Genomic DNA, 25,722 nt, shown 5'->3' with positions numbered 1-25,722 from the left:
CGGTCAGGGTCCGCCGCCGTCTGCTGCGTCAGCGCTGTGTCACTGCGTAGAAGGGAGCTACTGGCGGATCCAGGCGGTGGCCTCGCCGGGCAGCTGGCCGTCCCGTAGCGGGGCGCTGGCCAGCAGCACCTCGCCTGCCGGCAGCGGAGTCTCGGCGGTGCCGAAGTTCGTGACGGTCACCCAGCCGCCCGGACGGCGGAAGGCGAGGACGTCGTCGCGCCCGGTGTCGACCCACTCGAGAGTCTCCGCGGTCTGCAGCTGGCGGCGCAGCCGCAGCGCGGACCGGTAGAGCTCCAGAGTAGAGTCCTGCTGACCGTCCTGGGCCTCCACGGAGTACTCGGCGAACCACTGCGGCTGCGGCAGGTGGGCCGGGCCGGGGCCGAAGCCGAAGGAGGAGCCCGTACGGGCCCACGGCAGCGGGACGCGGCAGCCGTCACGGCCCTTGTCCACGCCCGGGTTCCGGAAGAACGTCGGGTCCTGCCGGGCGTCGTCGGCGATGTCGCCGACTTCGTGCAGGCCCAGCTCCTCACCCTGGTACAGGTAGGCCGACCCGGGCAGGGCGAGCTCGAAGAGCGTCGCGGCACGCGCACGCCGCTCACCCTGCTCCCGGTCCAGCTGATCCTCCGGCCCGCCGGCGAGCACCCAGGCGGCGCCCTGCTTCTGGTCCTGCTCCGTGCTGCCGACCTGGTCGGCCAGCGGGGGCAGCCCGTAGCGGGTGGCGTGCCGGACCACGTCGTGATTGGAGAGCACCCAGGTGGAGGAGGAGCCGGACTCCGCGGCGAGGGTGAGGCTGTCGACGACGACCTCCTTGAACGCGGCGGCGTCGAACTCCTGGGTGAGCAGGTCGAACTCGAAGGCCTGCCCCAGGCCCTCGGCGCTGGCGTAGCGCGGGCGCCGGTGGCGCTCCACCCAGGCCTCGGCCACGGCGGTGCGCGGCGGGTCGTAGGAGTCGAAGACCTTGCGCCACTCCGCGTAGATCTCGTGGACCTCGTCGCGGTCCCAGATCGGGTGCTGGCCCTCGCCGCGCGGGATCGCGTCCAGCTCCGCCTCTGAGGGCAGCGGGTCGGTGAGGTCCTTGGTCAGCGCGTGGGCGACGTCGATGCGGAAGCCGTCGACGCCGCGGTCGGACCAGAAGCGCAGAGTCTTCAGGAAGTCAGCACGGACTTCGGGGTTGGCCCAGTTGAAGTCGGGCTGCTCCGGGGCGAAGAGGTGCAGGTACCACTGGCCCGGCGTGCCGTCCGGCTCGGTGACTCGGGTCCAGGCGGGGCCGCCGAAGATGCTGGTCCAGTCGGTGGGCGGCTCCGAGCCGTCGTCTCCGGCGCCGTCGCGGAAGATGTAGCGCTCCCGCTCCGGGCTGCCCGGCCCGGCGGCCAGTGCCTGGCGGAACCACACGTGATCGTCCGAGGAGTGGTTGGGGACGATGTCCACCACCACCTTGATGCCCTCGGCGTGCAGGGCGGCCACCATCTGGTCGAACTCCTCGAGCGTGCCGATCCGGGGGTCGACGTCGCGATAGTCGGCGACGTCGTACCCGCCGTCGGCCAGGGCGGAGGGGTAGAACGGGCTCAGCCAGACCGCGTCGATCCCCAGCCCTGAGAGGTAGGGGACGCGGGAGATGATGCCCTGCAGATCGCCGATGCCGTCGCCGTTGGCATCGGCGAAGCTGCGCGGGTAGATCTGATACACAGCGGCCTGCCGCCACCAGGTGGGGTCCTCGGCGGCAGGGCGCTGCGGCGAACCGACGACGTCGGTCTGCGGGGTGGAAGTCACAGGGCGGGTTCCTTTCTCAGCGGGTGTCAGGTGTGGGTGTCAGATGTGGGTGTCAGATGGTCACGATACGGACTGCGGGGGTCCTCAGGACTTCACCGCGCCCTGGGTGACTCCGGAGAGCACCCAGCGCTGGGTGAAGACGAAGACCAGGATCGAGGGGGCCAGCGCCATCAGGTAGGAGGCGAAGGAGACGTGGTAGTTGCTGCTGAACTGGCTCTGGAAGAGCTGGTTCACCACGGGCAGCGTCTGCAGGGAGGGGTCGGAGATGATCATCGAGGGCATCATGAAGTCGTTCCAGGAGAACAGGAAGGCGAAGATGCCCACCGTGGCGCTCATCGGGGCCAGCACGGGGAAGATGACCCGCCAGAACGTCTGCCAGGTGCTCGCGCCGTCGATCCTGGCCGCCTCCTCCAGCTCATGGGGCATGTTGCGCAGGAAGGTGGTCAGCAGCAGCACGTTGAATCCCAGATGGAACATGATGTGCAGGATGCCCACACCCAGCGGGGTGTCCAGTCCCACCATCCCGGTGAGCTTGATCTGCGAGAGGGCGAGCACCGGGAAGGGTAGGAACATGGCGGCCAGGATGTAGAAGAACGCGAACTTGAAGAACCGTCGCTCCCAGTTGGCGTGGATCGCGTAGGCGGCCATGCTGCTGATCAGCACCGCACCGGCCACGGCGATCGCGGAGACGAAAACCGAGATGCCGAAGCTGACCGGGAAGTCCGTCAGCCGCCAAGCCTCGATGAAGCCTTCGATGCTCAGCGGGTTCGGCAGGGTGAACGCCTCACCCTGGACGGCCTGGGCCCCGGATTTGAACGCCATGGACACCGTCACGAACAGCGGAATCAGCACCGTCAGCGTGCACAGTGCGAGCACGACGGTCAGCGGGAGGTTGTACCGGCGCCTGGTGCGTGACGCCTTGCTCGAGGTGATCTCCTGGGTGGACATGATCACTTCTCCTTTCGGCGCATCAGGCGCAGCTGGATGAGGGCGATGGCGAGGGTGATGAGGAAAAAGATGGTGGCGGTGGCCATCTGGTAGGCGTAGTCGCCGTCGGTGAACCCGGAGAAGATGGTCATCGCGACCGAGCGGGTGGCGGTGCCGGGTCCTCCGTCGGTGAGGCCCACGATGATGTCGTAGGCGTTGAGGAAGTTCTTGAAGGTGAGGATGACGTTGATGAGGATGTACCCGCTCATCAGCGGGACGGTGATCTTCAGCAGCTGCTTCCACGGGCTGGCGCCGTCGAGGGCGGAGGCCTCGTAGACGTCGTCGGGGATGGCCACGAGTCCGGCGATGTAGATCAGCATGGTGCCGGGGATGGCCTGCCAGGCGGTGACGATCACGATCGAGATCCAGGCCAGGTCCGCGTCGGCCAGGATGCTCGACTCCAGCGGACCGAACCCGACAGTCTGGGCGGCCGCCGGCAGGGAGCGGGCGAACAGGAACTGGAAGACGAAGGCGATGATGATCGGCGAGACGACCATGGGAATGACGAAGATGGTCCGCATGGTGATGCGGGCGCGGATCTGGGACGTCAGCCCCACCGCCAGGAGGAAAGCGATGATGTTGGTGACCACCACGGTCACCGCGGCGAAGCCCAGCGTGAAGCCGAAGGACCACAGGATGGCCGGGTCGGTCAGCATGAGCCGGTAGTTGGCCAGACCCACGAAGTCCCAGTCGCCGTAGCCCACCGAGTTCGTGAAGCTGAAGAAGATGCCCATCACCGCCGGCAGGGCGATGGCCAGGGTGAAGGCGATGAGCGTGGGCAGAAGGAACAGCCAATGGGTGAGGTCCGGGCCCCGCCGGGGCCCCGACGTGGAGGGCTGGGGCGCTCGGCGGGTGCCGGAGGATCCCGAGGCCGGGGCGGGGGTGTCTGCGGGTGTCCGAGTGTCAGCGGTGCTGTGAGACATGATGCTCCTTGGTCGAGCGGCCGGTCAGGTGCGCTGGGCCAGGCGTGCCCAGTCGGCGTCGAGCGTGCGCAGCATCTGCTCGAGGTCGGCTCCGAAGACGAGGTCCTGGCAGTAGCTCTCGAAGGGGATGGTCAGCGGGATGCCCTGGGAGACGCCTTGGTAGATGGCGCCGCTGTCCACGTAGGGCTGCATCTCGGCGATGCGTTCGTCGGTGACGTCCGGGGCGTCCTCGCGGACTCCGAACCCCAGGGCGTGTTCGTTGTAGGCGTCCTGGATCTCCGGGCGGGCCAGATACTGCAGCAGCTGGCGGGCCTCCTGGGGGTGCCGGGCTCCCTCGGGGATCCACAGGGCGAGGTCCAGGTTGACTCGGACCTTGTTGTCCGCCGGGTCCTCGGTCATGGGCAGCGGGAAGGTGCCGACCTCCAGGTCCGGGTTGATCTGTCCGATCTCGATGAGCGCCCAGGGCCCCTGGAAGTACATGGCCGCCTCGCCGTTGGCGAAGGCGTTGTTGCCGTCGCCGTAGTTGCGGCTCAGCGCATCATGCTGGGTGTACTCGGAGATCTCCAGCATCTTCTCCAGCGGCTCGTGCAGCACCTGGCTGAAGGAGACCGGGGAGTCGGGCGTGACGTCGGGGCCCTGGGCGCGGAGCTGCTGGAAGAAGTCGATGACGTCGACCATCCCGCCCACCGCGTAGTCCACCAGGCCCTGCTTCACGGTCCAGGCGTCGGCGTAAGTGCCGTAGACGGGAGTGACGCCGGCGTCCTGGAAGGTCTCGCAGGCGGCGATGAACTCGCTGTAGGTGGTGGGGACCTCGACGCCGTGCTCGGCGAAGATCTCGCGGTTGTAGATGACCGAGGCGGCCATCATCGAATACGGCAGCACGGAGACGTGGTCCTCGTACTGCGGATAGAGCTGGACCTGCTCCATCACCGGTGCGGCGATGGCCTGGGTCTCGGGCAGGTCGGAGAGGTCGCTGAGCTCGCCGCGCTCCACGAAGCGGGCCATCTCGAAGTTGTAGAGCTGCAGCGCGATGTCCGGCGGCGAGTTGCGGACGAACATGCCGTTGAGCGTGCCTTCGGCGGTGTCATGGATGGGGCGGACCCCGGGGAACTCCTCGCGGAAGTCGCCGAGGAGGTCGCGGATGTAGGGGATGACCTCACGCTTGGTCTGGTAGAAGCGGAGCTCCGTGGCGTCGCTGCGGCCGCCGCCGCAGCCGGCCAGGGAGAGTGCGGCGAGGCCTGCCGCTCCGGCGATGAGACTCCGCCGGGACACCGACGGTGGGGGTGCGCCCATGCTTGTCCTCCTGAGGTGCGAATCGAACCTGTGGTGCGAGCAGGGAATCCATGCGGGAGAAGCCCTGGTGATCTCCGCCACATCCTGTGGTGCGTAAATTTAGCATCTATATTTAAGGCTGTCTATGATGGCGGCGTGGATGATCAGGAATCGAGGCAGACGGGCGGACTGGCCGTGAACGGTGTGTCCCAGCGCGTGCTCAACGGCCGACGTCTGCTCGAGTACGCCTGGTCGGGCGAGCCGATGACGGCCACCGAGCTCATGGAGGGCACGGGACTGACGCGCGCCACCGTGCTTTCGTTGTGCCGTGACCTGGTCGAGGCCGGATGGTTGCGGAAGGTGGCCGACGCCCGTGCTGCGGGCCGGTATGTGAAGGGGCGGCCGGCGCTGCGGCATGCCTTCTGCCCGGAGGCCGCCTATGTGGTCGGCTGCGACGCCGATGAGGACGTCTTCACCGCCGTCGTCGCGGATCTGCACGGAGAGGAATTGGCGCGCGTCCGCCGGGAGGTGCGCGCCCTCCGGGATCCTGGTCTGCGGAGGGAGGAGCTCGAGGCGCTCGTCGATGCCGCGCTCGCGGCGGCGGGTGTGGCCGGGGAGCGCGTGGCCGCCGTCGTCATCGGTGTGCCCGCACCGGTGGACCTGCAGGGCGCCTCGCCCCCGCCCGACGACGACGCCCACTACTGGAGCATCGCTAACCCCGGCTACGCCGACATGTTCCAGGACCGGGGCTGGATGGTCCGACTGGACAACGACGCCAACCTCGGAGCGCTCTACGAGGCCGCCGACGGGGCGGGGGTGGGGGCGCGCTCCTTCGCCGTGCTGCTGGCGGCCGAGCGGTTCGGCGCCGGCATCGTGGTCGACGGCGCGCTGCTGCGCGGCACGCGCGGCCGCGTGGGCGAGCTGCGCGTGCTGGACATGGTCTCCGGCGTCGATGCGCCGCACGGCCTGGGGCGCCGCACGCGATGGGAGATCCAGCGGATGGCCGACGCCGGCCTGCTGGCCGGCGAGCTGGCGGAGCTTCCGCCGGAGGACTGGGGCGCGGAGGCGTTGCTCGAGGCGGCGACGCAGGGCGATCCCGTCGCCCTGGAGATCGTGGACCGTCTGGCGCGACGCCTGGCGCCCGTGGTCACGCTGCTCACCGGCCTGTTGGACCTGGATCGCGTTGTGCTGGCCGGCCCCTTCGCCGCTTCGGCCGAACCGCTGCTCAGTCGCACCCGGGAGATCTTGGAGGCCTCGGTCGTCTTCCGCTGCCCGGAGCTCGTGGCCTCCACTGCCGGCGGTGACGTGGTCCTGCGCGGTGCCGTTTCGCGGGCGGTCGACGTCGTCAGGGAGCGGGCGCTGCTGGACTGATCATCGGCGCGTCGCAGGGCCGTCCAGACGGGGCCCTTTCTTTTGTCTCTCGAAGAGGCCATAATCCCTGTGAGTCACATCACCCAGGGAAGGCATCGCCATGCAGGCATCACGGATCACCACCATCGGCGCCACGACGACGACTCTGCTGCTCGGCCTCACGGCCTGCGGCGGGGGCGGCGGGGGAGGGGAGGCCAATGCCTGGGTGCTCAACGGAGGGGTCTGGCCCGTCGTCGAGGAGGACTTCGAGGCCTGGAACGAGGAGAATCCGGATCAGGCGATCACCGTGGACTCCTTCGCCAACGACGTCTACAAGGAGCGCATCCGCACCGCCGTCGGCTCGGGCGAGGCGCCCACGCTGATCGTCGGCTGGACCGGCGGCACGCTGCTGGAGTATGTGGAGCACGATTACGTCGTCGACCTCACCGAGTCCACCGAAGACCTGCGCGAGCGGCTCATCGACTCCGTGGTCGCCAACGGGGAGGTGGACGGCAGCACCTACGCGGTGCCGATGAACAACGTCCAGCCGGTGGTCATGTACGTCAACCAGGCCGTCTTCGACGAGGTCGGCGTCGACGTCCCCACCGACTGGGACGAGATGCTCGAGGCCGTGGAGGCCTTCAACGACGCCGACATCGTCCCCTTCGCACTCGCGGGCGGCTCCCGATGGCCGATGCTGATGTGGGCCTCGTACCTGACCGACAGGATCGGCGGTCCGGAGGCCTTCGATGCCGTCGTCGCCGGCGAGCCCGACGCCTGGTCTCATCCGGCGATCATCGAGGCGCTCGAGCGGGTCCAGGAGCTGCTCGACGCCGAGGCCTTCGACCCGAACTTCTCCTCCGTGGTGGCCGACCAGAACGAGGATGCCCAGATGCTCGCCGACGGGCGGGCCGCCATGGTGCTGCAGGGATCCTGGGTGTACTCGCGCATGCTCGAGGACGTCCCCGACTTCGCCGCCTCCGGGGACCTGGCGTTCACCACTTTCCCGGAGATCCCGGGCGGGGCGGGGGACCCGGCCAACATCGTGGGCAACCCGGCGAACTTCTGGTCCGTGTCCGCGGACGCCTCCGAGGAGGACCAGCAGGCGGGGATCGACTACCTCAGCGAGCACCTGTTCAACGACGAGTCCGTGGACGCCATGCTGGAGACGGGCAACATCCCGCCGCTGGAAGGGCTCGAGGAGAAGATCGCCGACACGGAGGACGAGGAGTTCCTGGGCTTCGCCTATGACATGGTGCGGGACGCCCCGAGCTTCCAGCTGTCCTGGGACCAGGCGGTGGACCCGAGCCAGGAGCAGCCGCTGCTGGAGAACCTGGAGAGCGTCTTCCTGGGGCAGATCACCCCGGAGGAGTTCGCCGAGAACATGAATGCCACTCAGCCGGAGTGAGGGCCGGAGTCAGTGATCAGTCGTCGCTGCGCACGCGGGAGGCCACGGCCTGCAGGTGCGTGCGCAGCGTACGACGCATCAGCTCCGGGTCTCCGGACTCGAAGGCCTCCAGCACCGCTTCATGCTCGGCCAGGGCTTCGTCCAGATCCAGCTCCCCGTGGTCCACCGTCTGGCGGAGGCGCTGCACATGGGCGCTGAGTGACTCACTGGTCTGCAGCAGATAGCGGTTCCCGGCCGCCTCGAGGATGACCCGGTGGAAGTCACGGTCAGCCTCGAAGTACTCCCGCAGGTCCTCGAAGTCCTGCGGGGCGGCGTCGCCTGCCGTGTGGCTCTCGGCGTGGTCCTCCTGGGTCCGCAGGGCGCGCACCCGTTGGGCGGCGCGGACGTGCCGCTCGTGGGCGGCACGCAGCACGGGGGTCAGGGCGGCGGCCTGCTCGGCGGCGCGCTCCACGGCGGCCATCTCCACGATCATGCGCATCTCGAACAGTTCGCGCAGCTGCTGGCCGCTCAGTTGGGGCGCCACCCGGTATCCCTTCAGCGCCACCCGGGTCACCAGCCCGGTGTGCTCCAGCTGCACCAGAGCCTCCCGCACCGGAGTGGGGGAGACGTCCAGCTCCCGGGCCAGGGCGTCGATGCTCATCGAGCTGCCCGCAGGCGCCGAGCCGTCCAGGATGCGGTCGAACAGGGCGGAGTAGACCTCATCGCGCAACGCGCGCCGGGCCACCCGGGCGCCGGGGTCGGTGGCATCGGAGTCGCCGGCGCGGAGGTCGGAGCGGCGGCCGGAGCGAGGGCTGAGCGAGCGGTTCATCGTCTGGTGATCCTAGCGGGTCGACGGCGACACGGTCCTGCATCTTCCTATTTCCTATAGGATATGCGAGCATGTGGTCCGAGCCACAGGACCTGCGTCACATTCCGGGGATGGTCGTCCGATGCCCCGGCAGAGAGGACCCGCCCATGCCCGTCCAGACCCCGAGACCTGTCCCGCACGCGGCGGAGACCTGGCCCATCGCCGGCAACATGCTCGCCTTCGGCCCCACCGGCCCCAGCGGGCGCCCCTGGTGGGACGAGCCCGCCTCCGCCTGGGCCGACTGCCTGGCCCAGATGCGCGACCTCGGCTTCACCCACATCGACCCCACCGACGCCTGGCTGCCGCTGCACCGGCTCAGCGACGCCCGGATCGCCGAGTTCAAAGCGGTCCTGGCCGACCACGGCCTGCAGATCCCCTCGATCTCCATGACGCGGAACTCCGTGGTGGACGTCCAGCACGGGGAACGGAACCTCGCCGACGCCCACCGGCTCCTCGACCTGGCTCCGGAGTTCGGCGCCACCATCGTCAACACCGGATTCATGCAGGCCTTCACCCCCGCTCAGGCCGACGCCCTGTGGTTCTGGCTGGCCGACGGCCACGTGGACGACCCTGCCCTGCGGCCCCTGGCGATCGAGCGCATCCGCGAGCTTGGCGACCACGCGCAGGCCAACGGCGTCGAACTGAGTCTGGAGATGTACGAGGACACGTTCGTCGGCACTCCGGATGAGGCCGTGGCCTTCCTCCGCGACGTCGACCACCCGGCCGTCGGGCTCAACCCCGACCTCGGCAACCTGGTGCGGCTCCACCGCCCCGTGGAGGACCCCGACGCGATGTTCGAGAAGGTCCTGCCGCACACCAACTTCTGGCACATCAAGAACTACTCGAGGGACTTCGACCCCGCCACCGGGGCCTATGCCACCGCGCCGCTGCCGCTGAAGCACGGCTACATCAACTACCGGCGCATCATCCGCCGGGCCCTGGAGCTCGGCTTCACCGGGCCGTTCTGCTGCGAGCACTACGGCTCCGACTCCATCGGCGTCTGCGCCGAGAACCGTGACTACATTCGCCAGGTGCTCCGCTCCGCGCTGCCCACCGGCTGATCCCGTCCCTGACCCAAGGAGAACACCCGCATGACCACCATCAGCACCGTCACCGTCGTCGGCGCCGGCTACATGGGCGGCGGCATCGCCCAGTCCATGGCCCTGGCCGGCCTGGACGTCCAGATCGTCGACGTCGACTCCGAGACCACCGCCCGCGGCCTGGAGCGCCTGCTCGCCGAGGCCCAGCAGTTCGAAGACCAGGGCCTCTACCCGGCCGGCTCCACGGAGACCATCCGCACCCACCTGAGCGCCGGCACCAGCTTCGAGGCCGCCGTCGCCCGGGCCGATCTCATCGAGGAGGCCGTCTTCGAGTCCCCCGAGGTCAAGCAGGAGGTCCTCGGGCGCATCTCCGAGCACGCCCGTGAGGACGCCATCATCGGGACCAACACCTCCACCATTCCCGTCCACGTGCTCGCCCCGCATGTGACCAACCCCGGGCGGTTCCTCACGGTCCACTTCTCCAACCCCGCCCCCTTCATCCCGGGCGTCGAACTCGTCTCCGGAGAGGCCACCGAGGCCTGGGCCGTCGAGGCGGTCAAAGAGCTGCTGCCGCGGATCGGCAAGGAGGGCGCTGAGGTCGCCGACGTGCCCGGCATGGTGCTCAACCGCCTCCAGTACGCTCTGCTCAAAGAGGCCGTCACCGTCGTGGAGGAGGGCGTGGCCACCCCGGAGGCGGTGGACATCATCGTCCGCACCACCTTCGGCTTCCGGCTGGGCTTCTTCGGGCCCTTCGCCATCGCCGACCAGGCCGGCCTGGACGTCTACGCCAAGTGCTTCCGCATCGTCGAAGAGGCCTTCGGAGAGCGTATGGCCACCCCGCAGATGCTGCTCGACCAGGTGGAGTCCGGCCGTCACGGGGTGAAGAACGGCAAGGGCTGGACCGGCGACTTCGACGAGCAGACCGCCGCCGAGCTCATCGCCTACCGCAACAAGGCCTACGCCCGGATGGGTGACCTGCTGCGCGAGCTCGGCCCGGCGCCGACGGGCACCCGCCCCGAGGGGACGGACTGAGTCCCATGGACGGCATCACCCTCGCCGTGGAGCACCCCACCTGGGCGCTCATGCTCATCGCGGTCGCCGCCATCGCGGCCCTGCTGGTGCTCATTGTCAAGGTCAAGCTCCACGCCTTCTTCGCCCTGATCATCGTCTCCCTGCTCACCGCACTGGTCGCCGGGATCGGCATCGGCGACGTCCTCGACGTCGTCGTGAGCGGATTCTCGACCACCGTGGGCAACGTGGCGCTGCTCATCGGCTTCGGCGCGGTGCTGGGCCGCCTCGTGGAGGCCTCCGGCGGCGCCCAGGTGCTGGCGGACCGCATGCTGCGCACCTTCGGCGAGCGCAAGGCGCCGCTGGCGCTCGCCGTGGCCTCCCTGTTCTACGCCTTCCCGATCTTCCTGGACGCCGGGTTCATCGTGATGCTGCCGATCATCTACACGGTGGCCCGCCGACTGGGCGGCAGCTTCATGCTCTACGTGCTGCCCTCCATCGGGGCGTTCCTGATGATGCATGCGCTCACCCCGCCGCATCCGGGCCCGACGGCGGCGGCCACCGTGATGGGCGCCGACGTCGGCACCGTGCTGCTGGTGGCCCTGCTGGTGGGTCTGCCCACCTGGTACCTGGCCGGCTACCGACTCGGCCTCGTGCTGGCCAGGCGATACCCCGGCTACCCGGTGCCGACGCTGTTCGGTGAACCCGAAGTCAAGGAGGAGGACGAGCTGCCGGCTTTCGGCACGGTGATCGGCTGCCTGGTGCTTCCGCTGGTGCTGATCTTCTTCAACACGCTGTCCTCCACGCTGGAGGCCGACGGCACGCTGCCCACCGAGAGTCCCGTCTACGCGCTGTCCCAGCTGATCGGCCCCACCCCGGTGGCGCTGCTGATCTCCTCTCTGGTAGCCATGTACCTGCTGTACATCCGCCCCCGCCGGGCCCGCGGCGCCACGGTGGGCTCGGCCCTCTCCGACCTCACCGACAACGCCCTGGCCCCGGTCTGCTCGATCATCCTGATCACCGGAGCCGGCGGTGCCTTCGGCGCCGTGCTGACCGCCACCGGCATCGGGGAGTCCATCGCCGACGGCCTCGACGCCATGGGGCTGCCGGTCATCCTCGCCGGGTTCCTGGTGGCGGTGGTCATCCGCGTCGCCCAGGGCTCGGCCACCGTCGCGGCCACCACGGCCGGCTCCATCATGGCCCCCGCTGTGGCCGGGCTCGGCCTGGACGGCTTCGCGCTGGCCACCGTGGTGGTGGCCATCGTGGCGGGCTCCATCACCTGCTCCCACTTCAACGACTCCGGCTTCTGGCTGGTGGGCCGCTTCTGCGGCTTCGACACCATGACCACGCTGAAGACCTGGAGCGTCATCGGCACCGCGATCGGCGTCATGGCCTTCCTGCTGAGCTGGGCGGCCTACGCGCTGGTCGTCTGAGAGAACAGAACCGAGGACACCTGATGACCTACCTGATCAACGACGCCTCCGACTTCGCCGCCGAGGCGGTGGCCGGCTTCGTCGCCGCCCACCCTGAGCACGTGACCGCCGTCCACGGAGGGGTGGTCCGGGCGCGGCAGACCCCGCCCGGGCAGCCCGCCCTGGTGATCGGGGGCGGCTCCGGCCACTACCCGGCCTTCGCCGGCTGGGTCGGCCCAGGGATGGGCCACGGCGCCCCCTGCGGCAACATCTTCGCCTCCCCCTCGGCCTCCCAGGTGCATGCGGTGGCCCGCAACGCCGACAACGGGGGAGGGGTCATCCTCGGCTTCGGCAACTACGCCGGCGATGTGCTCCACTTCGGGGCGGCCGCCGAGAAGCTGCGCGCCGAGGGCATCGACACCCGTATCGTGGCCGTCACCGACGACGTCGCCTCCGGGCCCGCCGAGCAGCGGCGCACCCGGCGCGGCATCGCCGGGGACCTGCCGGTCTTCAAGATCACCGGTGCGGCCATCGAGGCGGGCGCCGACCTGGACGAGGCCGAGCGGATCGCCCGCCGGGCCGACAGCGCGACGATCTCCCTGGGCGTGGCCTTCGACGGCTGCACCCTGCCCGGGGCCCAGGAGCCCCTGTTCCACGTGGAACCCGGCACCATGGGGGTCGGCCTGGGCATCCACGGCGAACCGGGAGTGGAGGACCGTGCCCTCGGCACCGCCGACGAGGTCGCGGACCTGCTGGTGGACGGCCTGCTCGCCGAGCTCCCCGCCGTGCAGGCCGCGGTCGCTCCCGCCGGACACTCCGGCCGGGTGGCGATGCTGCTCAACGGGCTGGGCACGGTCAAGTACGAGGAGCTCTTCGTGGTCCACCGGCGGGTGGCGGAACGTCTTGCCGACGCCGGGCTCACCGTGGTGCGTCCCGAGGTCGGTGAGTTCGTCACCAGCCTCGACATGGCTGGTCTCTCGCTGACCCTCGTGGTCCTCGACGAGGAGCTGGAGCGCCACTGGCTCGCCCCGGTGGACACACCCGCGCTCCGGCGCGGCGGCGCCGTCGTCGGACCCAGTGCTCAGGCCCCCGCCCGCGATGAGATCTACGCTCCCGGCGCCGAGGCGATCCCGGAGGCCGCCGAGGCCTCCCGGGCCTGCGCCGCCCAGGTGCTGCGGCTGGTGGAGCGCTTCGAGGCCACCTGCGCGGCGCACGAGGAGGAGCTGGGTCGCATCGACGCGATCGCCGGAGACGGCGACCACGGTCAGGGCATGCGCCTGGGCACCCGGGGTGCGGTGGCCGCCGCCCAGGAAGCCCTCGACGGCGGCTCCGGGGTGCGCACACTGCTGGTGCGGGCCGGCTCCGCCTGGGCCGAATCCGCCGGCGGCACCTCCGGAGCCCTGTGGGGCGCCGCCCTGACAGCCGCCGGCGGCGCGCTGAGCGACGATGCGGCACCCACTGACGCCGACATCGCCGCCGCGCTGGGCGCCGCCGTGGACGCCGTCGCTCGGCTCGGCGGGGCCCAGCCCGGGGACAAGACCATGATGGACGCCGCCGCGCCCTACGCCCGGAGCCTGGCCGCGACGTTCCACGCCGACGGGGATCTGGCCGCCGCCGCACGGCAGGCCGCTCGCACCGCCCAGCAGGCCGCGGAGGCCACCGCAGAGCTCACCGCCCGGCTCGGCCGCTCCCGGGTGCTGGGCGAGAAGTCCCGCGGCACCCCTGACCCCGGGGCGGTCTCCTTCGGCATGCTCGCCGCCGACGTCGCCTCCTGGTTCGAGGCCCGCTGATGGGACTGGCCGCGACGTCGTCGTGCTGGATCGGCACCAGCTGGAAGATGACCAAGACCCTCGCCGAGGCGCGCCACTACACGGCCGGACTCGCCGAGACTCTCCAGGCCCGCCCGGAGCTGACCGACGCTGTGCAGGCATTCGTCATCCCGCCGCACACCGCGCTGGCCGAGGTGGACCGGCAGCTGCAGCACGTCCAGGCCCAGGTGCTGCTGGGTGCCCAGAATGCCCACTGGGAGGACGCCGGCGCCTGGACCGGGGAGATCTCCGTGCCGCAGGCCGCCGACGCCGGGGCCCGGCTGATCGAGATCGGACACTCCGAGCGGCGCGAGCACTTCGGCGAGACGGTGGAGACCACCGCGCTGAAGGTCCGCGCCGCGCTGCGCCACGGGCTGCGGCCCCTGCTGTGCGTCGGCGAGCCCGCTGCGGTCCGGGACGCCGGTGACGCCGAGGAGTTCATCCTCGCCCAGGTGCGCGGGGCGCTCGCCGGACTGGACTCCGCCCAGCTGGCGCGGGTGCTGGTGGCCTATGAGCCCATCTGGGCCATCGGCGAGCACGGCAGGCCCGCCACGGTGCAGGAGCTCTCCGCACCCTTCGCCGCCCTGGACCGTGCCTATGGCGCCCAGGTGGAGGCGGTGCTCTACGGCGGCTCGGTGAACCAGGACAATGCGGCTGAGCTGCTGGGGATCCCCGGGGTGGACGGACTGTTCGTCGGCCGCTCGGCCTGGGGGTTGGACGGGTACCTGGAGCTGCTGGAGATCGGGGCCTCCCATGGGCGGGCCCATCGTGGCAGGCTGGACGGATGAGCTCCATGACGCTGGATGAACTGCTCGAGCCCGGATCCACGCTGCGCAAGGTCGCCGACGGCGCCACGTGGACGGAGGGGCCCTGCTGGGTGCCGGACGCCGGCGTCGTGCGCTGGTCTGACATCCCCGGGAACCGCATCCTGCAGTACGACCCCGCCACGGGGAAGGCCTCCGTGCATCGTGACGAGGTCGAGTTCACCAACGGGCGGACCCTGCGCCCCGACGGCGCGGTGGTGCAGTGCTCCCACGGGCTCCGCCGGGTGGAGGTGGAGGCCTCGGGGCAGCAGGGTCCAGTGGTCACTCCGGTGGTGGAGCGCTGGGCCGGCGGGCGGTTCAACTCGCCCAACGACATCGTTGTGGCCTCCGACGGGGCGGTCTGGTTCACCGATCCGCCGTACGGCATCGTCAACCCGGAGGAGGGCCACCCTGGGGAGATGGAGTACGGCGGCTGCTACGTGTTCCGCGTGGACCCGCACACCGGGGAGGCCCAGCCGATGGTCACGGAGATGGGAGACCCCAACGGGTTGGCGTTCTCCCCCGACGAGTCGATGCTCTACGTCAGCGACACCCTCGCCGCCCGGAAGCCGGGAGAGGGGAACCCGCACCATGTGCGCGCCTACCCGGTGATCCGTGATGGAGAGGCCGCCCGGACCGGTCGGGCGGTGCGCTGCGGGGAGGGCTGGACGGTGTTCGAGATCGCCGACGGCGTGCCGGACGGCATCCGGGTGGACGTGGACGGGCGCATCTGGAGCTCCGCCGGGGACGGGGTGCACCTGTACTCGCCGTCCGGCGAGCATCTGGGGCACCTGCCGGTCCCGGAGGTGGTGTCGAACCTGTGCTTCGGCGGCCCGGACGTGCTCGACCTCTACATCACGGCCACCACCGGGCTGTACCACCAGCGGGTCACCGTCCGCGATGCCGCCTGGCGCGGGTGACAGCGCTCGCCCTTGGCCGAAGATCGTCTCTCCGTGAGAGATCGTCGCTGTATTGAGGGGCGATCTCTCACGGAGAGACGATCTTTGGTGTGTGCCAGGGGTTGCGCGGCGAGATCGTCCCTGGTCAGCTGTGGAGCATGATGTTCGGACTCCTGGCCGTGCTGTGCGGCGGCACCCTCGTGATCCACCAGATCCTGCGCCTGGCGCGTGCCAACCCTGACGAGCGTCTGCCGTGGTTCGGCTATCCCTCCACCACGCCGCCATGGGTGGCGGTGCTGACCGCGCTGGGCGCCGCTCTGCTGGTCCTGGGCGTCAGCAGCCTCGCCTCCGCCACGGATTCGCTGATGATTCCGGCGCTGTTCATCGTCATGCTCTGCCCCGTCCTGCTGATCTCTAGGCGCCACAACCGCCAGGTGCGGAATCGGCGGTTCGCCGCGTGAGCGGCCCCGGCCTCACCCGCGACGACGTCCGGGCCGCCGTCGAGGCGGAATACCGAGCCGACCCGCTGAGTGAGATCTCCTGGGAAGACCCGTATCCGCAGCGCCTCCTGCCCGGCGGAGATTGGGCGCCGCCCGAGGACGCGTATTCCCGGGTCAGCGAGCCAAAGAGGTACAGGATCGTGGGCGCACGGGCCCGGGCCTGGGAGCGTGCGCTGGAGCGGCTGGGTCTCGGCGACGCCGTGCCGGCCACAGCGCCGGCCACCGTTCCGACGGCAGTGCTGACCGCAGTGCCGACGTCCTGGACCTTCCGGCCGGAGCAGCCGCAGGTGCATCTCATCGTGCCCCGGCGCTCGGACGCCCAGCCGCTGGTCCTGGTCACCGGCGCCCTGGAGGGCGTGGCGGGGGGCGTCGTCGCCGTCGGGATGGGTGACGCCCGCGGAGGCTCCGAACCGGTGCTTCTGGGCTGGGAGCCGGACTGCGGCTGCGACGCCTGCGACTCCGGCTCCGCAGATCTGCTGGCGGCCGTCGACCAGGAGATCCTCACGGTGGTCGGTGGAGCGGTGCATGTCAGCGGCGGAGGGGGCCGCCGTCGCTGGGTCGCCTGGACCACTCCGGGCGGTCACCGCGCCAGCGGACGGCGCCTACCCCGCGACGTCGACGGCATCCTGGCCGACGCCCGCGCGGGTCGGGTGCGTCGCGGGTGGCAGGTGCTGTGCGGTGAGTCCTGGTGGGACGGCTCGGTAGGCTGAGCCCATGCCGCCAGCGTTGCCCCGGATCCTCGCCGACGACGTCGTCGCCGAGCGGTGAGGGCGGCTGTACTTCGCGCTCCAGGCCCTCGGCGGAGCGCTCTGGTGGGCGGGTGTCTTCACGGTCCCGGGGGTGCGTGGGTCCACGCTCGGTGGACTGGACCCCGTGATCGTCGGGATCCTGGACGTGCCGCTGTTCGTGATCGCCTCAGCGCTGGTGGCCGCCGGACTGCGGCCGCTGATCTGGGTGGCTGTCCCCTGGACGGTGCTGGTGACCGCCGCGATGGTCGGGTATGCCTCGATCACCGGTCAGGCGGGCTGGGGTGCGCTGATCATGCTCGCGGCCGCCGGCGGCTCGCTGGGAGCCGGGGTGGTGCTGCACCTCGGTCGGCTTCCCGCTGAGATGCTGCTGCGCGGGCCTTTCCGTTTCCGGGCCGCCCGGGCTTCAAGTCGTGGCCGACTGGTGGGGCAGACGCTCGCTCAGCTGGCCGTCTTCTGGCTGGTGTTCCTGGTGGTGCTGCCCGGGGTCATCCTGTGGTGCGAGCGCCGGTGGGGTGTGGGGATCGAGCTGCCGGCCGCCGTCGCCGGCATCGTGGCCGCCGTGGGCGCCGTCGTGCTCCTCGGGGCGAGCCTGCTGGTCGGCTCCTGGCTGGTGGTCCACTATGTGGTGGCCGGCTCGCTGATCTGGAACACCCTGGTCCGACCGCTCGAGGAGGAGGATCTCGCAGCCCGGTTCGGGGCGGAGTTCGAGGAGTATCGCCGCGGGGTAGGTGTGTGGCTGCCGCGGTGGGAGAGCCTGAGGGCGTGCGCCTGAGCAAGAAATCGTCTCCCGGTGAGAGATCGTCCCTGTATTGAGGGGCGATCTCTCATGGAGAGACGATCTTCCGTGCTGTGCGGGCGCCCGAGCCTCCCGTGCACTCTGTGAGAGCGTGACCATCCCTGTCGCTGTGCACATCACCCTCGACGCCGCCCCCCGTGTCCGCCTGTGACCTGTGGCGCTTGACACCCTCGTGCGCGGTATTTAGTCTTGCGGAAAGACGAAATATGGATCACACTCCGGTGGCACCCCCGGGGCATCCGTCGCGGCACCGGCGACGACGCTCCCGCCGCCGCGCCGAGCACTCCGCCGACCGCACCGTCGTCGGTGTGCTCGGAGGCGCCGGCGTCCACCACCTCGCACCGAAGGGAAAGGACCCCTCATGAGCCGCAGAACACCGCTCCGCATCGCCACCGCAGGCGTCGCGGCCACCTCTCTGCTCGCTCTCTCCGCCTGCGGCGGAGGGAGCGGCGGAGACGGCGCCGACGCCTGGATCCTCACCGGCGGCGGCTGGCCCACGATCGCCGAGGACTTCGACCGCTGGAACGAGCAGGCCGAGGACGGCGAACAGATCTCCGTGGAGGAGTTCGAGAACGACGCCTACAAGGAACGCATCCGCACCGTGGTCGGCTCCGGCGAGGCACCCACGCTGATCATGTCCTGGACCGGGGGCGCGCTGAACGAGTACGTCGCCCAGGACCGCGTGGTGGACCTCACCGAGCAGGTCGGCGAGCTCGAGTCCCGCGTGCACGAGTCCGTCTGGCAGAACGGCGAGGTCGACGGCGCCCAGTATGCGGTGCCGATGAACGACGTCCAGCCGGTGGTCATGTACTACAACCAGGAGCTCTTCGACGAGGTCGGACTCGAGGTCCCGCAGACCTGGTCCGAGGTCGAGGAGGCCATCGAGGTCTTCAACGAGCACGACGTCACCCCGTTCTCGCTGGCCGGCGGCTCCGTCTGGCCGGCGCTGATGTGGCTGCAGTACCTCACCGACCGCCACGGCGGCGAGGAGGTCTTCCAGGCCGTGGTCGACGGCGAGGCGGAGGCCTGGAGCGACGAGTCCATCCTGTTCGCGCTGGAGACCATCCAGGAGCTGGCCACTGAGGGCGGCTTCGACGCCGACACCTTCACCGGAGTCGACGCCGGCCAGAACGAGGACGCGCGCCTGCTCGCCGACGGCGAGGCCGCCATGCTGCTGCAGGGCTCGTGGGTCTATGCGACCGTGCACTCGGACTTCCCCGATTTCGCGGAGTCCGGGAACTTCGGCTTCGCCGAGTTCCCCGTCCTGGAGGACGGCGCTGGGGACCCCAGCAACATCGTGGGCAACCCGGCCAACTTCTGGTCGGTCTCCGCCGACGCCTCCGAGGAGGAGCAGCAGGTCGCCCTGGACTACATCACCGAGCACCTCTACAACGAGGACACCGTCCAGACCATGGTCGAAGGCGGCGGTCTGCCCCCGCTGAACGACATCGACGACGTCATCGCCGAGACCGAGGACGCCGACTTCCTGCAGTTCGCCGACGAGATCGTCGCCGGGGCGAACCACTTCCAGCTCTCCTGGGACCAGGCGGTGGCGCCTGAAGTGGCCCAGCCGCTGATGGAGAACCTGGAGAACATCCTCCTGGGGACCATCACTCCGGAAGAGTTCGCCGAGAACATGAACGCCTACCAGGACTGAGCCCACCAGCATCATGACTCAGACCGCTTCCCCCGTCCGCCGTGGCGGGACCACCGGGCGGCGCCAGAAGGGACCTTCGTTCCTCATGGCGCTGCCCGCGGTCCTGTTCTTCGGCGTCTTCGCCCTCATCCCGCTGGCCGGCGTGGTGGTCCTGTCCTTCATGAGCTGGGACGGCCTCGGTTCTCCCAGCTTCGTCGGACTGGACAACTGGTTCCGGATCCTGGAGCGCGACCACACGCACAACGCTCTGTGGCTGACCTTCGTCTTCGTGACCGTCTCGTTCATCTTCCAGGCACCGGTGGCGCTGCTGCTGGGTGTCTTCATGGCCGGCGCGCAGAAGTACCGAGCCTTCCTGTCGGTGCTGTTCTTCCTGCCGCTGCTGTTCTCCTCGGTGGCGGTCGGCCTGACGTTCCAGGCGCTGTTCAGCCCGAACTACGGGATCAGTACGGCCCTGCCCTTCGACTGGCTGCCGGCTCAATGGCTCGGGAACCCGGACATCGCCCTCTACGTGGTGATCTTCGTGGTGGGATGGTGCTTCGTCCCCTTCCACTCGCTGCTCTACCAGGCCGGCGTCCGTCAGATCCCCGCCTCCCTGTACGAGGCGGCCACCATCGACGGCGCCGGGCGGGTGCGGCAGTTCTTCTCCATCACGCTGCCCCAGCTGCGCTATACCGCGATCACCTCCTCCACGCTGATGCTGGTGGGCTCGCTGACCTACTTCGACCTGGTGTTCGTGCTGACCCAGGGCGGCCCCGGCAGCGCCACCAGGATCCTGCCGCTGGACATGTACATCACCGGCTTCCGCAACTTCGACATGGGCGGCGCCTCGGTGATCGCTGTGATCCTGGTCGCCGTCGGACTGACCCTCTCCCTGGCGCTGAACAAGATCTCCGGATCCAGCCGTATGGAGAGTGACAAGGCAGGTATGGGATGAGCATCGAGACCGTGAAGACCCCCGAACGCGCCGCCGAGAAGGTCGTCACCCCCGCGGGGCGCCCGACGCCGAACCGCCGGAAGGCGCGCAAGCCCACCGAGCGTCCCAACGTGCTGGCGGGGATCTCCGGCTGGCTCTGGCTGGCCGTGATCATCCTGCCGATCTACTTCATCGTCATCACGGCATTCCGTGACCGTTCTGACCTGGCACAGTCGAACCCGCTGGTGCCGTCGACGGAGCCGACACTGGGCAACTTCGTCCGGGTCATCGAGAATGACTTCTTCCACTTCTTCCTCAACTCGGTGATCGTCACCCTGGCCACCGTCGCCGTGGTGCTGGCCGTCTCGCTGATGGCCTCCTACTACATCGTGCGCTCGGTCAGCGCCGGCGGGCAGCGGCTGTTCAGCGTGATCCTGCTGGGCATCGCGATCCCGGTGCAGGCCACGATCATCCCGGTGTACTACCTGATCCGGCAGCTGGGTCTGTATGACACCCTGTGGGCGCTGATCCTGCCGCAGATCGCCTTCGCGATCCCGCTGAGCGTGCTGATCATCGTCAACTTCGTCCGGGACATCCCGGCGGAGCTGTTCGAGTCCATGCGGATGGACGGCGCCGGGGAGTGGAAGATCCTGTGGAACCTGGTGGTGCCGATGTCGATCCCCGCGCTGATGACCGTGGGCATCTACCAGGCGCTGCAGGTGTGGAACGGGTTCCTGTTCCCGCTGATCCTCACCCAGTCCCGTGACGTGCGCGTGCTGCCGCTGTCCCTGTGGGAGTACCAGGGCCAGTTCGCCATCGACGTGCCCGCCACTCTGGCCGCCGTCGTGCTCTCGGCGGTGCCGCTGCTGGTGGCCTACATCCTGGGTCGCCGGTACATCGTCGCCGGCCTGACCGCCGGCTTCGGCAAGTGATCTGACCTCCCGCGCCCTCGACCCCGACGATCTTCCCGAAGGAGCTCCCATGAGCGACGTGACCACCCAGAACGCCCCTGCCGTGGACCGGATCACCGGCCCGTGGAACGACCCCTCGCTGCCGGTCGCGGAGCGGGTCGAGGCGCTGCTGGCGCAGATGACCCTGGAGGAGAAGGTCTCTCAGCTGGGCTCCCACTGGGAGATGCGCGAGGACGAGGAGGCCCAGGGGGAGGTCGCCCCCATGGAGGACGCCATGTCCGCCGGGAAGCTGCCCTTCGCGCAGGAGATCGTCGACGGCGAGGGCCACCTGACCCGCACCTACGGCACCGTGGCGCTGACCGTCCCCGAGGGGGCGAAGGACCTGCGCGAACGGCAGGCCGCCGTGGTGGCCGCCAACCGTTTCGGCATCCCCGCGATCGCCCATGAGGAATGCCTCACCGGTTTCACCGCCTACCAGGCGACCGTCTACCCGACCTCTCTGGCCTGGGGCGCGACCTTCGACCCCGAGCTCATCGAGGAGATGGCCGCCGCCATCGGGCGGGACATGGCCGCCGTCGGCGTCCACCAGGGGCTCTCGCCGGTGCTCGACGTCGTCCGGGACGCCCGATGGGGCCGGGTGGAGGAGACCATCGGTGAGGACCCGTATGTGATCGGGACCCTGGGCACCGCCTATGTGAAGGGGCTGCAGCGGGCAGGGATCATCGCCACGCTGAAGCACTTCGCCGGTTACGCCGCCTCCCGGGCGGCGCGGAACCACGCCCCGGTGCATCTGGGCCCTCGTGAGCTGGAGGACCTGATCCTGGTGCCCTTCGAGATGGCGGTCCGTGAGGGGCAGGTCGGTTCGGTGATGAACTCCTACGCCGACATCGACGGAGAGGCCCCCGCCGCCTCCACGCGGCTGCTCACCGAGGTGCTGCGCGATCGGTGGGGCTTCGAGGGCACCGTGGTCGCCGACTACTGGTCCGTGGCCTTCCTCGAGAAGATGCACCGTGTGGCCGAAGACCAGGCGGAGGCGGCGCGCCTGGCCGTGAGCGCCGGGCTCGACGTGGAGCTGCCGCACACCGGCGGCTACCGCACTCTGGCCCAGCAGGTGCGCGACGGGAAGCTCGACGAGGCCGTCCTCGACCGCTCCGTGCGCCGGGTGCTGCGCCAGAAGATCGAGCTCGGCCTGCTCGACGCCGCCGAGGGTGAGGCCTATGAGCCTGCCGTGGACGAGAGCATCGACCTGGACTCCCCGGCCAACCGTGCCCTGGCGCGGAAGGTCGCCGAGCGTTCGCTGGTGCTGCTGGCCAACGACGGCGTCCTGCCGGCTCAGCCGCAGTCCCTGGCCGGCAGGCGGATCGCCGTCGTCGGGCCTTCCGCGGACGAGCCGCGCACCATGATGGGCTGCTACTCGTTCCCCAACCATGTGCTGGCCAAGTACCCCGCCGGGACCTTCCCGCACCAGGGGATCGGCGTGCCGATGCCCACCATCCTCGCCGCGCTGCGCGAGGCCTACGACGGCGCCGAGATCACCTATGCCGCCGGCGCCCCGATCGTGGAGCATGACACCTCCGGCATCGCCGCGGCCGCACGGGCCGCGGCGGAGTCCGACCTGGCCGTGGTGACGGTGGGCGACATCGCCGGCATGTTCGGCGCGGGCACCTCGGGTGAGGGCTGCGATGTGGAGGACCTGCGGCTGCCCGGCGCCCAGCACGAGCTGGTGGAGGCCGTGCTGGACGCCGCTGAGGCCTCCGGGACTCCTGTGGTGCTGGTGGTGGTCTCCGGACGCCCCTACGCGCTGGGCGGCCTGGCCCAGCGGTGCTCGGCGATCGTGCAGGCCTTCTTCCCCGGTGAGGAGGGCGCCCCCGCCCTGGCCGGGCTGCTCACCGGCGCAGTGGAGCCCACCGGGCGCCTGCCGATCGGCGTGCCCACGCATCCGGGCGGCCAGCCGGCGGGCTACATCGCCGCCCCGCTGGGCCAGAACAGCCAGGGGGTGTCCAACCTGGACCCGACACCGCTGTATCCCTTCGGCCACGGGCTGAGCTACTCCACTGTGGAGTACCGGGACCTGCGCCTGTCCGCGGAGGAGATCGCCGTCGACGGCACGGTGGAGGCCACCGTCACCGTCGCCAACACCGGGGAGCGTCCGGTGGATGAGGTCGTGCAGCTCTACGTGGGCGACCCGGTGGCCCAGGTGGCCCGCCCGGTCCGGCAGCTGGTCGGCTATGCGCGGGCCGCCCTGCAGCCCGGGGAGACCCGCGAGGTGACCTTCACCCTCCATGCCGACAGGTTCTCCTTCACCGGTGTGCAGCTGCGCCGGATCGTGGAGCCGGGACGCATCGACCTGTGGTCCGGACCCTCCGCCGGGGATCTGCCCCTGGAGGCCTCCGTGCGGCTGACCGGTGAGATCCGCGAGGTCGGCGAGGGACGGGTGCTGACAACCCCGGCCCGCGTGAGCTGACCGGGCCGCCTCGCGTCATAGCGTCTGCGGAACCCCATCGGATGACCGTGGCCCCGCGTCGGGCTTAGGATGCGGGCACGAGCAGTCGACTGCGGGCACCCGTGCCCGCCGCGAAAGGAGTTCCCGATGGCAGAAGACCAGTACTCCGACTACACCGTGCCGGGTCTGGCCCGCGAGAACGGACATGAGATCGCCGGCCTGCTCCAGGTCCGGCTCCACGCTCTGAACGATCTGCAGCTGGCCCTCAAGCATGTCCACTGGAACGTGACCGGGCCGCACTTCATCGCCGTCCACGAGATGCTCGACCCCCAGGTCGACGTCGTCCGTGGCTTCGTGGACGAGACCGCCGAGCGCATCGCGACCCTGGGCGGCAGTCCCAGCGGCCGCACCGGTGAGCTCGTGGCCCGCCGCCACTGGGAGGACTACCCGCTCGGCAAAGCCGACTCCATGGCCCACCTGGCGGAGCTGGACACCGTCTACACCGGCGTCATCGAGGACCACCGTGACGTCCTCGCCAAGGCCGGGCAGGTCGACCCCATCACCGAGGACATGCTCATCGGCCAGGTCAAGGAGCTGGAGCTGTTCCAGTGGTTCATCCGTTCCCACCTGGAGCGCGCCGGTTCCTGAGCCTTGCGGGTCCTGAGCCTTGCCGGCCCTCCGGGGGCGGGCTTCAGTCCCGCTGGGCGATGAGCCCCTGCCGCGAGGCGTAGGCCTCGCGCACCTGGGGGGTCGGCTCCGCGGTGAAGGTGTGGACCGCCGAGGTGGTCCACGACGGCGGCTCCTGGGCCCCGGAGAGCACCCAGGCGGCCTGGCGGGCCGCGCCGTCGGCCACATACTCGCCGGGCTCGGGCACCTGCACCTGCCGGCCCAGCACCGCCGGAGCGATCTGCTGCACGGCCGCCGAACGGGCAGCCCCGCCGATCAGCTTCACCGACTCCACCGGGACGCCCAGGGCCGTCATGGCCTCCAGTCCGTCCGCCAGCCCGCACAGCAGGCCCTCCACGGCGGCGCGGGCCACGTCCTGCGGGTTCATCGAGGCCAGGGACAGCCCGATGAACGAGCCGGTGGCCCGGGGCAGGTTCGGGGTCCGCTCACCCTCCAGGTACGGGATCAGGGTCAGCCCGTTCGCGCCCGGCTCCGCGGCCAGCGCCAGCTCGGCCAGCCCGGCGTGGTCCACGCCCAGCATCCGGGCCGCGCCGTCCAGCACGCGGGAGCCGTTGAGGGTGACCGCCAAGGGCAGGAACTGGCCGGTGGCGTCGGCGAAGCCGGTGACCATCCCGGTGGGGTCCTGGATGGGCCCCGGCGAGATCGCGGAGACCACCCCGGAGGTGCCGATGCTGATCGCCACGTCCCCGGGCCGCATGCCCAGTCCCAGGGCGGCGGCGGCGTTGTCCCCGGCGCCCGGGCCGAGCACCAGGTGGCCCCATCCCCGGGAGGCGTCGCCCGTGGCGGCCTGCTCATTCGCCGTCACCACCCGCGGCAGCACGATGCTGCGGGCCTGATCCTCGGAGATCCGCAGGGCGCGGGCCAGCAGGTCATAGCGGTACTGGCCGGCCGCCGGGTCGTAGTACCCGGTGCCGGAGGCGTCGGAGCGGTCGGTGGTCAGGTCGCGGATGTCGGAGGAGCCGGAGAGCCGCCAGGTCAGCCAGTCGTGGGGGAGGGCGACGGCGGCCACGCGCCGGGCGTTCTCGGGCTCCGCGTCGGCCAGCCAGCGCAGCTTGGTCACCGTCAGCGACGCCACAGGCACCGAGCCGGTGGCCGCCGTCCAGGCGGCGGCGCCGTCGGTCCCTCCGCCGAGCTCCTCGATCAGGGTCGCTGCGGCATCGGCGCTGCGGGTGTCGTTCCACAGCAGCGCGTCTCGGATGACCTGCCCGTCGGCGTCGAGGGCCACCAGGCCGTGCTGCTGGCCGCCCACCGCGGCGGCGGCGACGTCGGCGAGCCCGCCGGCCTGCTCGAGCGCCTCCAGCAGCGCCTCCCACCAGGCGGAGGGGGCCACTTCGGTGCCCTCCGGGTGCTTGGCGGAGCCGCTGCGGACTTCGGCGCCGGTCTCGGCGTCGCGGATGATGACCTTGCAGGACTGGGTCGAGGAATCGATTCCGGCCACGAGAGTGGGCACCGGGGTCTCCTTCGTCAGGTGATGGGGGCGGAATGGCGTCGGGGCCAGTGTAATGAGGCTGGTGAGTCAGGTCACCGGACAGATGAGTC

At 70.3% G+C, this 25,722-nt stretch carries 23 protein-coding genes; 17 read left to right on the top strand and 6 right to left on the bottom strand.

Annotated features, from left to right (window positions below; genetic code table 11):
• Positions 1-57: 57 nt before the first annotated feature.
• From Q7C18_RS11495 to Q7C18_RS11480, 4 genes are all read right to left on the bottom strand, one after another.
• Positions 58-1,770, bottom strand: a complete 1,713-nt coding sequence (locus tag Q7C18_RS11495) for a glycoside hydrolase family 13 protein (protein ID WP_311025514.1) — start codon at positions 1,768-1,770, stop codon at positions 58-60.
• Between the two features lie 84 nt (positions 1,771-1,854).
• Complete coding sequence (locus Q7C18_RS11490; RefSeq protein WP_311025513.1) at positions 1,855-2,718, bottom strand: carbohydrate ABC transporter permease; 864 nt, start codon at positions 2,716-2,718, stop codon at positions 1,855-1,857.
• Between the two features lie 2 nt (positions 2,719-2,720).
• Entirely contained in the window at positions 2,721-3,680 is a 960-nt protein-coding gene (locus tag Q7C18_RS11485) for a sugar ABC transporter permease (RefSeq protein ID WP_311025512.1), read from the bottom strand.
• A 24-nt stretch (positions 3,681-3,704) separates the two neighbouring features.
• Positions 3,705-4,973 (bottom strand): extracellular solute-binding protein, encoded by a 1,269-nt coding sequence (locus Q7C18_RS11480; RefSeq protein ID WP_311025511.1) that lies wholly within the window; start codon positions 4,971-4,973, stop codon positions 3,705-3,707.
• A gap of 135 nt (positions 4,974-5,108) precedes the next feature.
• On the opposite strand from Q7C18_RS11480, the gene Q7C18_RS11475 reads away from it, so the two are divergent.
• Both Q7C18_RS11475 and Q7C18_RS11470 read left to right on the top strand, forming a co-directional pair.
• Positions 5,109-6,323, top strand: a complete 1,215-nt coding sequence (locus tag Q7C18_RS11475; RefSeq protein WP_311025510.1) for an ROK family transcriptional regulator — start codon at positions 5,109-5,111, stop codon at positions 6,321-6,323.
• Positions 6,324-6,423: 100 nt separating this feature from the next.
• Positions 6,424-7,710, top strand: coding sequence for an extracellular solute-binding protein (locus Q7C18_RS11470; protein ID WP_311025509.1), 1,287 nt, complete (start codon positions 6,424-6,426; stop codon positions 7,708-7,710).
• 16 nt (positions 7,711-7,726) lie between these two features.
• Here the strand turns inward: Q7C18_RS11470 and Q7C18_RS11465 are convergent, their stop codons facing one another.
• A complete protein-coding gene (locus tag Q7C18_RS11465; protein ID WP_311025508.1) occupies positions 7,727-8,518 on the bottom strand; it encodes a GntR family transcriptional regulator in 792 nt (263 codons plus the stop codon).
• A 146-nt stretch (positions 8,519-8,664) separates the two neighbouring features.
• Between Q7C18_RS11465 and Q7C18_RS11460 the strand changes: the two genes are divergently transcribed.
• The 15 genes from Q7C18_RS11460 to Q7C18_RS11390 all read left to right on the top strand — a co-directional run bounded on the left by Q7C18_RS11460 (position 8,665) and on the right by Q7C18_RS11390 (position 24,144).
• Positions 8,665-9,618, top strand: coding sequence for a sugar phosphate isomerase/epimerase (locus Q7C18_RS11460; protein ID WP_070158802.1), 954 nt, complete (start codon positions 8,665-8,667; stop codon positions 9,616-9,618).
• A 30-nt stretch (positions 9,619-9,648) separates the two neighbouring features.
• Complete coding sequence (locus Q7C18_RS11455) at positions 9,649-10,629, top strand: 3-hydroxyacyl-CoA dehydrogenase family protein (RefSeq protein ID WP_070158801.1); 981 nt, start codon at positions 9,649-9,651, stop codon at positions 10,627-10,629.
• Positions 10,630-10,634: 5 nt separating this feature from the next.
• Entirely contained in the window at positions 10,635-12,038 is a 1,404-nt protein-coding gene (locus tag Q7C18_RS11450) for a GntP family permease (protein WP_070158800.1), read from the top strand.
• Positions 12,039-12,061: 23 nt separating this feature from the next.
• On the top strand, positions 12,062-13,807 hold the full coding sequence (locus tag Q7C18_RS11445; protein ID WP_311025507.1) for a dihydroxyacetone kinase family protein: 1,746 nt from the start codon (positions 12,062-12,064) through the stop codon (positions 13,805-13,807).
• Positions 13,807-14,613 (top strand): triose-phosphate isomerase, encoded by an 807-nt coding sequence (locus Q7C18_RS11440; protein ID WP_311025506.1) that lies wholly within the window; start codon positions 13,807-13,809, stop codon positions 14,611-14,613. Before Q7C18_RS11445 ends, Q7C18_RS11440 begins: the two co-directional genes overlap by 1 nt.
• A 5-nt stretch (positions 14,614-14,618) precedes the next feature.
• Complete coding sequence (locus Q7C18_RS11435) at positions 14,619-15,548, top strand: SMP-30/gluconolactonase/LRE family protein (RefSeq protein WP_311025505.1); 930 nt, start codon at positions 14,619-14,621, stop codon at positions 15,546-15,548.
• A 137-nt stretch (positions 15,549-15,685) separates the two neighbouring features.
• Positions 15,686-15,988, top strand: a complete 303-nt coding sequence (locus tag Q7C18_RS11430; protein WP_311025504.1) for a hypothetical protein — start codon at positions 15,686-15,688, stop codon at positions 15,986-15,988.
• The gene (locus tag Q7C18_RS11425) at positions 15,985-16,737 is read left to right on the top strand and encodes a DUF6226 family protein (RefSeq protein WP_311025503.1); all 753 of its coding nucleotides are present in this window, start codon (positions 15,985-15,987) and stop codon (positions 16,735-16,737) included. Before Q7C18_RS11430 ends, Q7C18_RS11425 begins: the two co-directional genes overlap by 4 nt.
• A 130-nt stretch (positions 16,738-16,867) precedes the next feature.
• A complete protein-coding gene (locus tag Q7C18_RS11420; RefSeq protein WP_311025502.1) occupies positions 16,868-17,548 on the top strand; it encodes an isoprenylcysteine carboxylmethyltransferase family protein in 681 nt (226 codons plus the stop codon).
• Positions 17,549-17,778: 230 nt separating this feature from the next.
• Positions 17,779-17,937: a hypothetical protein gene (locus tag Q7C18_RS11415; protein ID WP_311025501.1), complete on the top strand. Its 159-nt coding sequence runs from the start codon at positions 17,779-17,781 to the stop codon at positions 17,935-17,937.
• Complete coding sequence (locus Q7C18_RS11410) at positions 17,934-19,229, top strand: extracellular solute-binding protein (protein WP_311025500.1); 1,296 nt, start codon at positions 17,934-17,936, stop codon at positions 19,227-19,229. The genes Q7C18_RS11415 and Q7C18_RS11410 overlap by 4 nt, the downstream gene beginning before the upstream one ends.
• A 13-nt stretch (positions 19,230-19,242) precedes the next feature.
• Positions 19,243-20,163: a carbohydrate ABC transporter permease gene (locus Q7C18_RS11405; protein WP_070158495.1), complete on the top strand. Its 921-nt coding sequence runs from the start codon at positions 19,243-19,245 to the stop codon at positions 20,161-20,163.
• Entirely contained in the window at positions 20,160-21,074 is a 915-nt protein-coding gene (locus tag Q7C18_RS11400; RefSeq protein WP_311025499.1) for a carbohydrate ABC transporter permease, read from the top strand. The genes Q7C18_RS11405 and Q7C18_RS11400 overlap by 4 nt, the downstream gene beginning before the upstream one ends.
• 49 nt (positions 21,075-21,123) lie before the next feature.
• Positions 21,124-23,517, top strand: a complete 2,394-nt coding sequence (locus Q7C18_RS11395; protein ID WP_311025498.1) for a glycoside hydrolase family 3 N-terminal domain-containing protein — start codon at positions 21,124-21,126, stop codon at positions 23,515-23,517.
• Positions 23,518-23,643: 126 nt separating this feature from the next.
• The gene (locus tag Q7C18_RS11390; RefSeq protein ID WP_083277216.1) at positions 23,644-24,144 is read left to right on the top strand and encodes a Dps family protein; all 501 of its coding nucleotides are present in this window, start codon (positions 23,644-23,646) and stop codon (positions 24,142-24,144) included.
• 43 nt (positions 24,145-24,187) lie between these two features.
• Here Q7C18_RS11390 and xylB read toward each other — a convergent pair whose 3' ends face one another.
• Positions 24,188-25,633, bottom strand: a complete 1,446-nt coding sequence (gene xylB, locus Q7C18_RS11385; protein ID WP_311025497.1) for a xylulokinase — start codon at positions 25,631-25,633, stop codon at positions 24,188-24,190.
• Positions 25,634-25,722 lie beyond the last annotated feature (89 nt).

It is taken from the genome of Nesterenkonia sp. CL21, assembly GCF_031705515.1.
Lineage (GTDB): Bacteria > Actinomycetota > Actinomycetes > Actinomycetales > Micrococcaceae > Nesterenkonia > Nesterenkonia aethiopica.
Note: the sequence above shows the minus strand (reverse complement) of the source record. Positions and strands in the feature narration are given on the sequence as shown.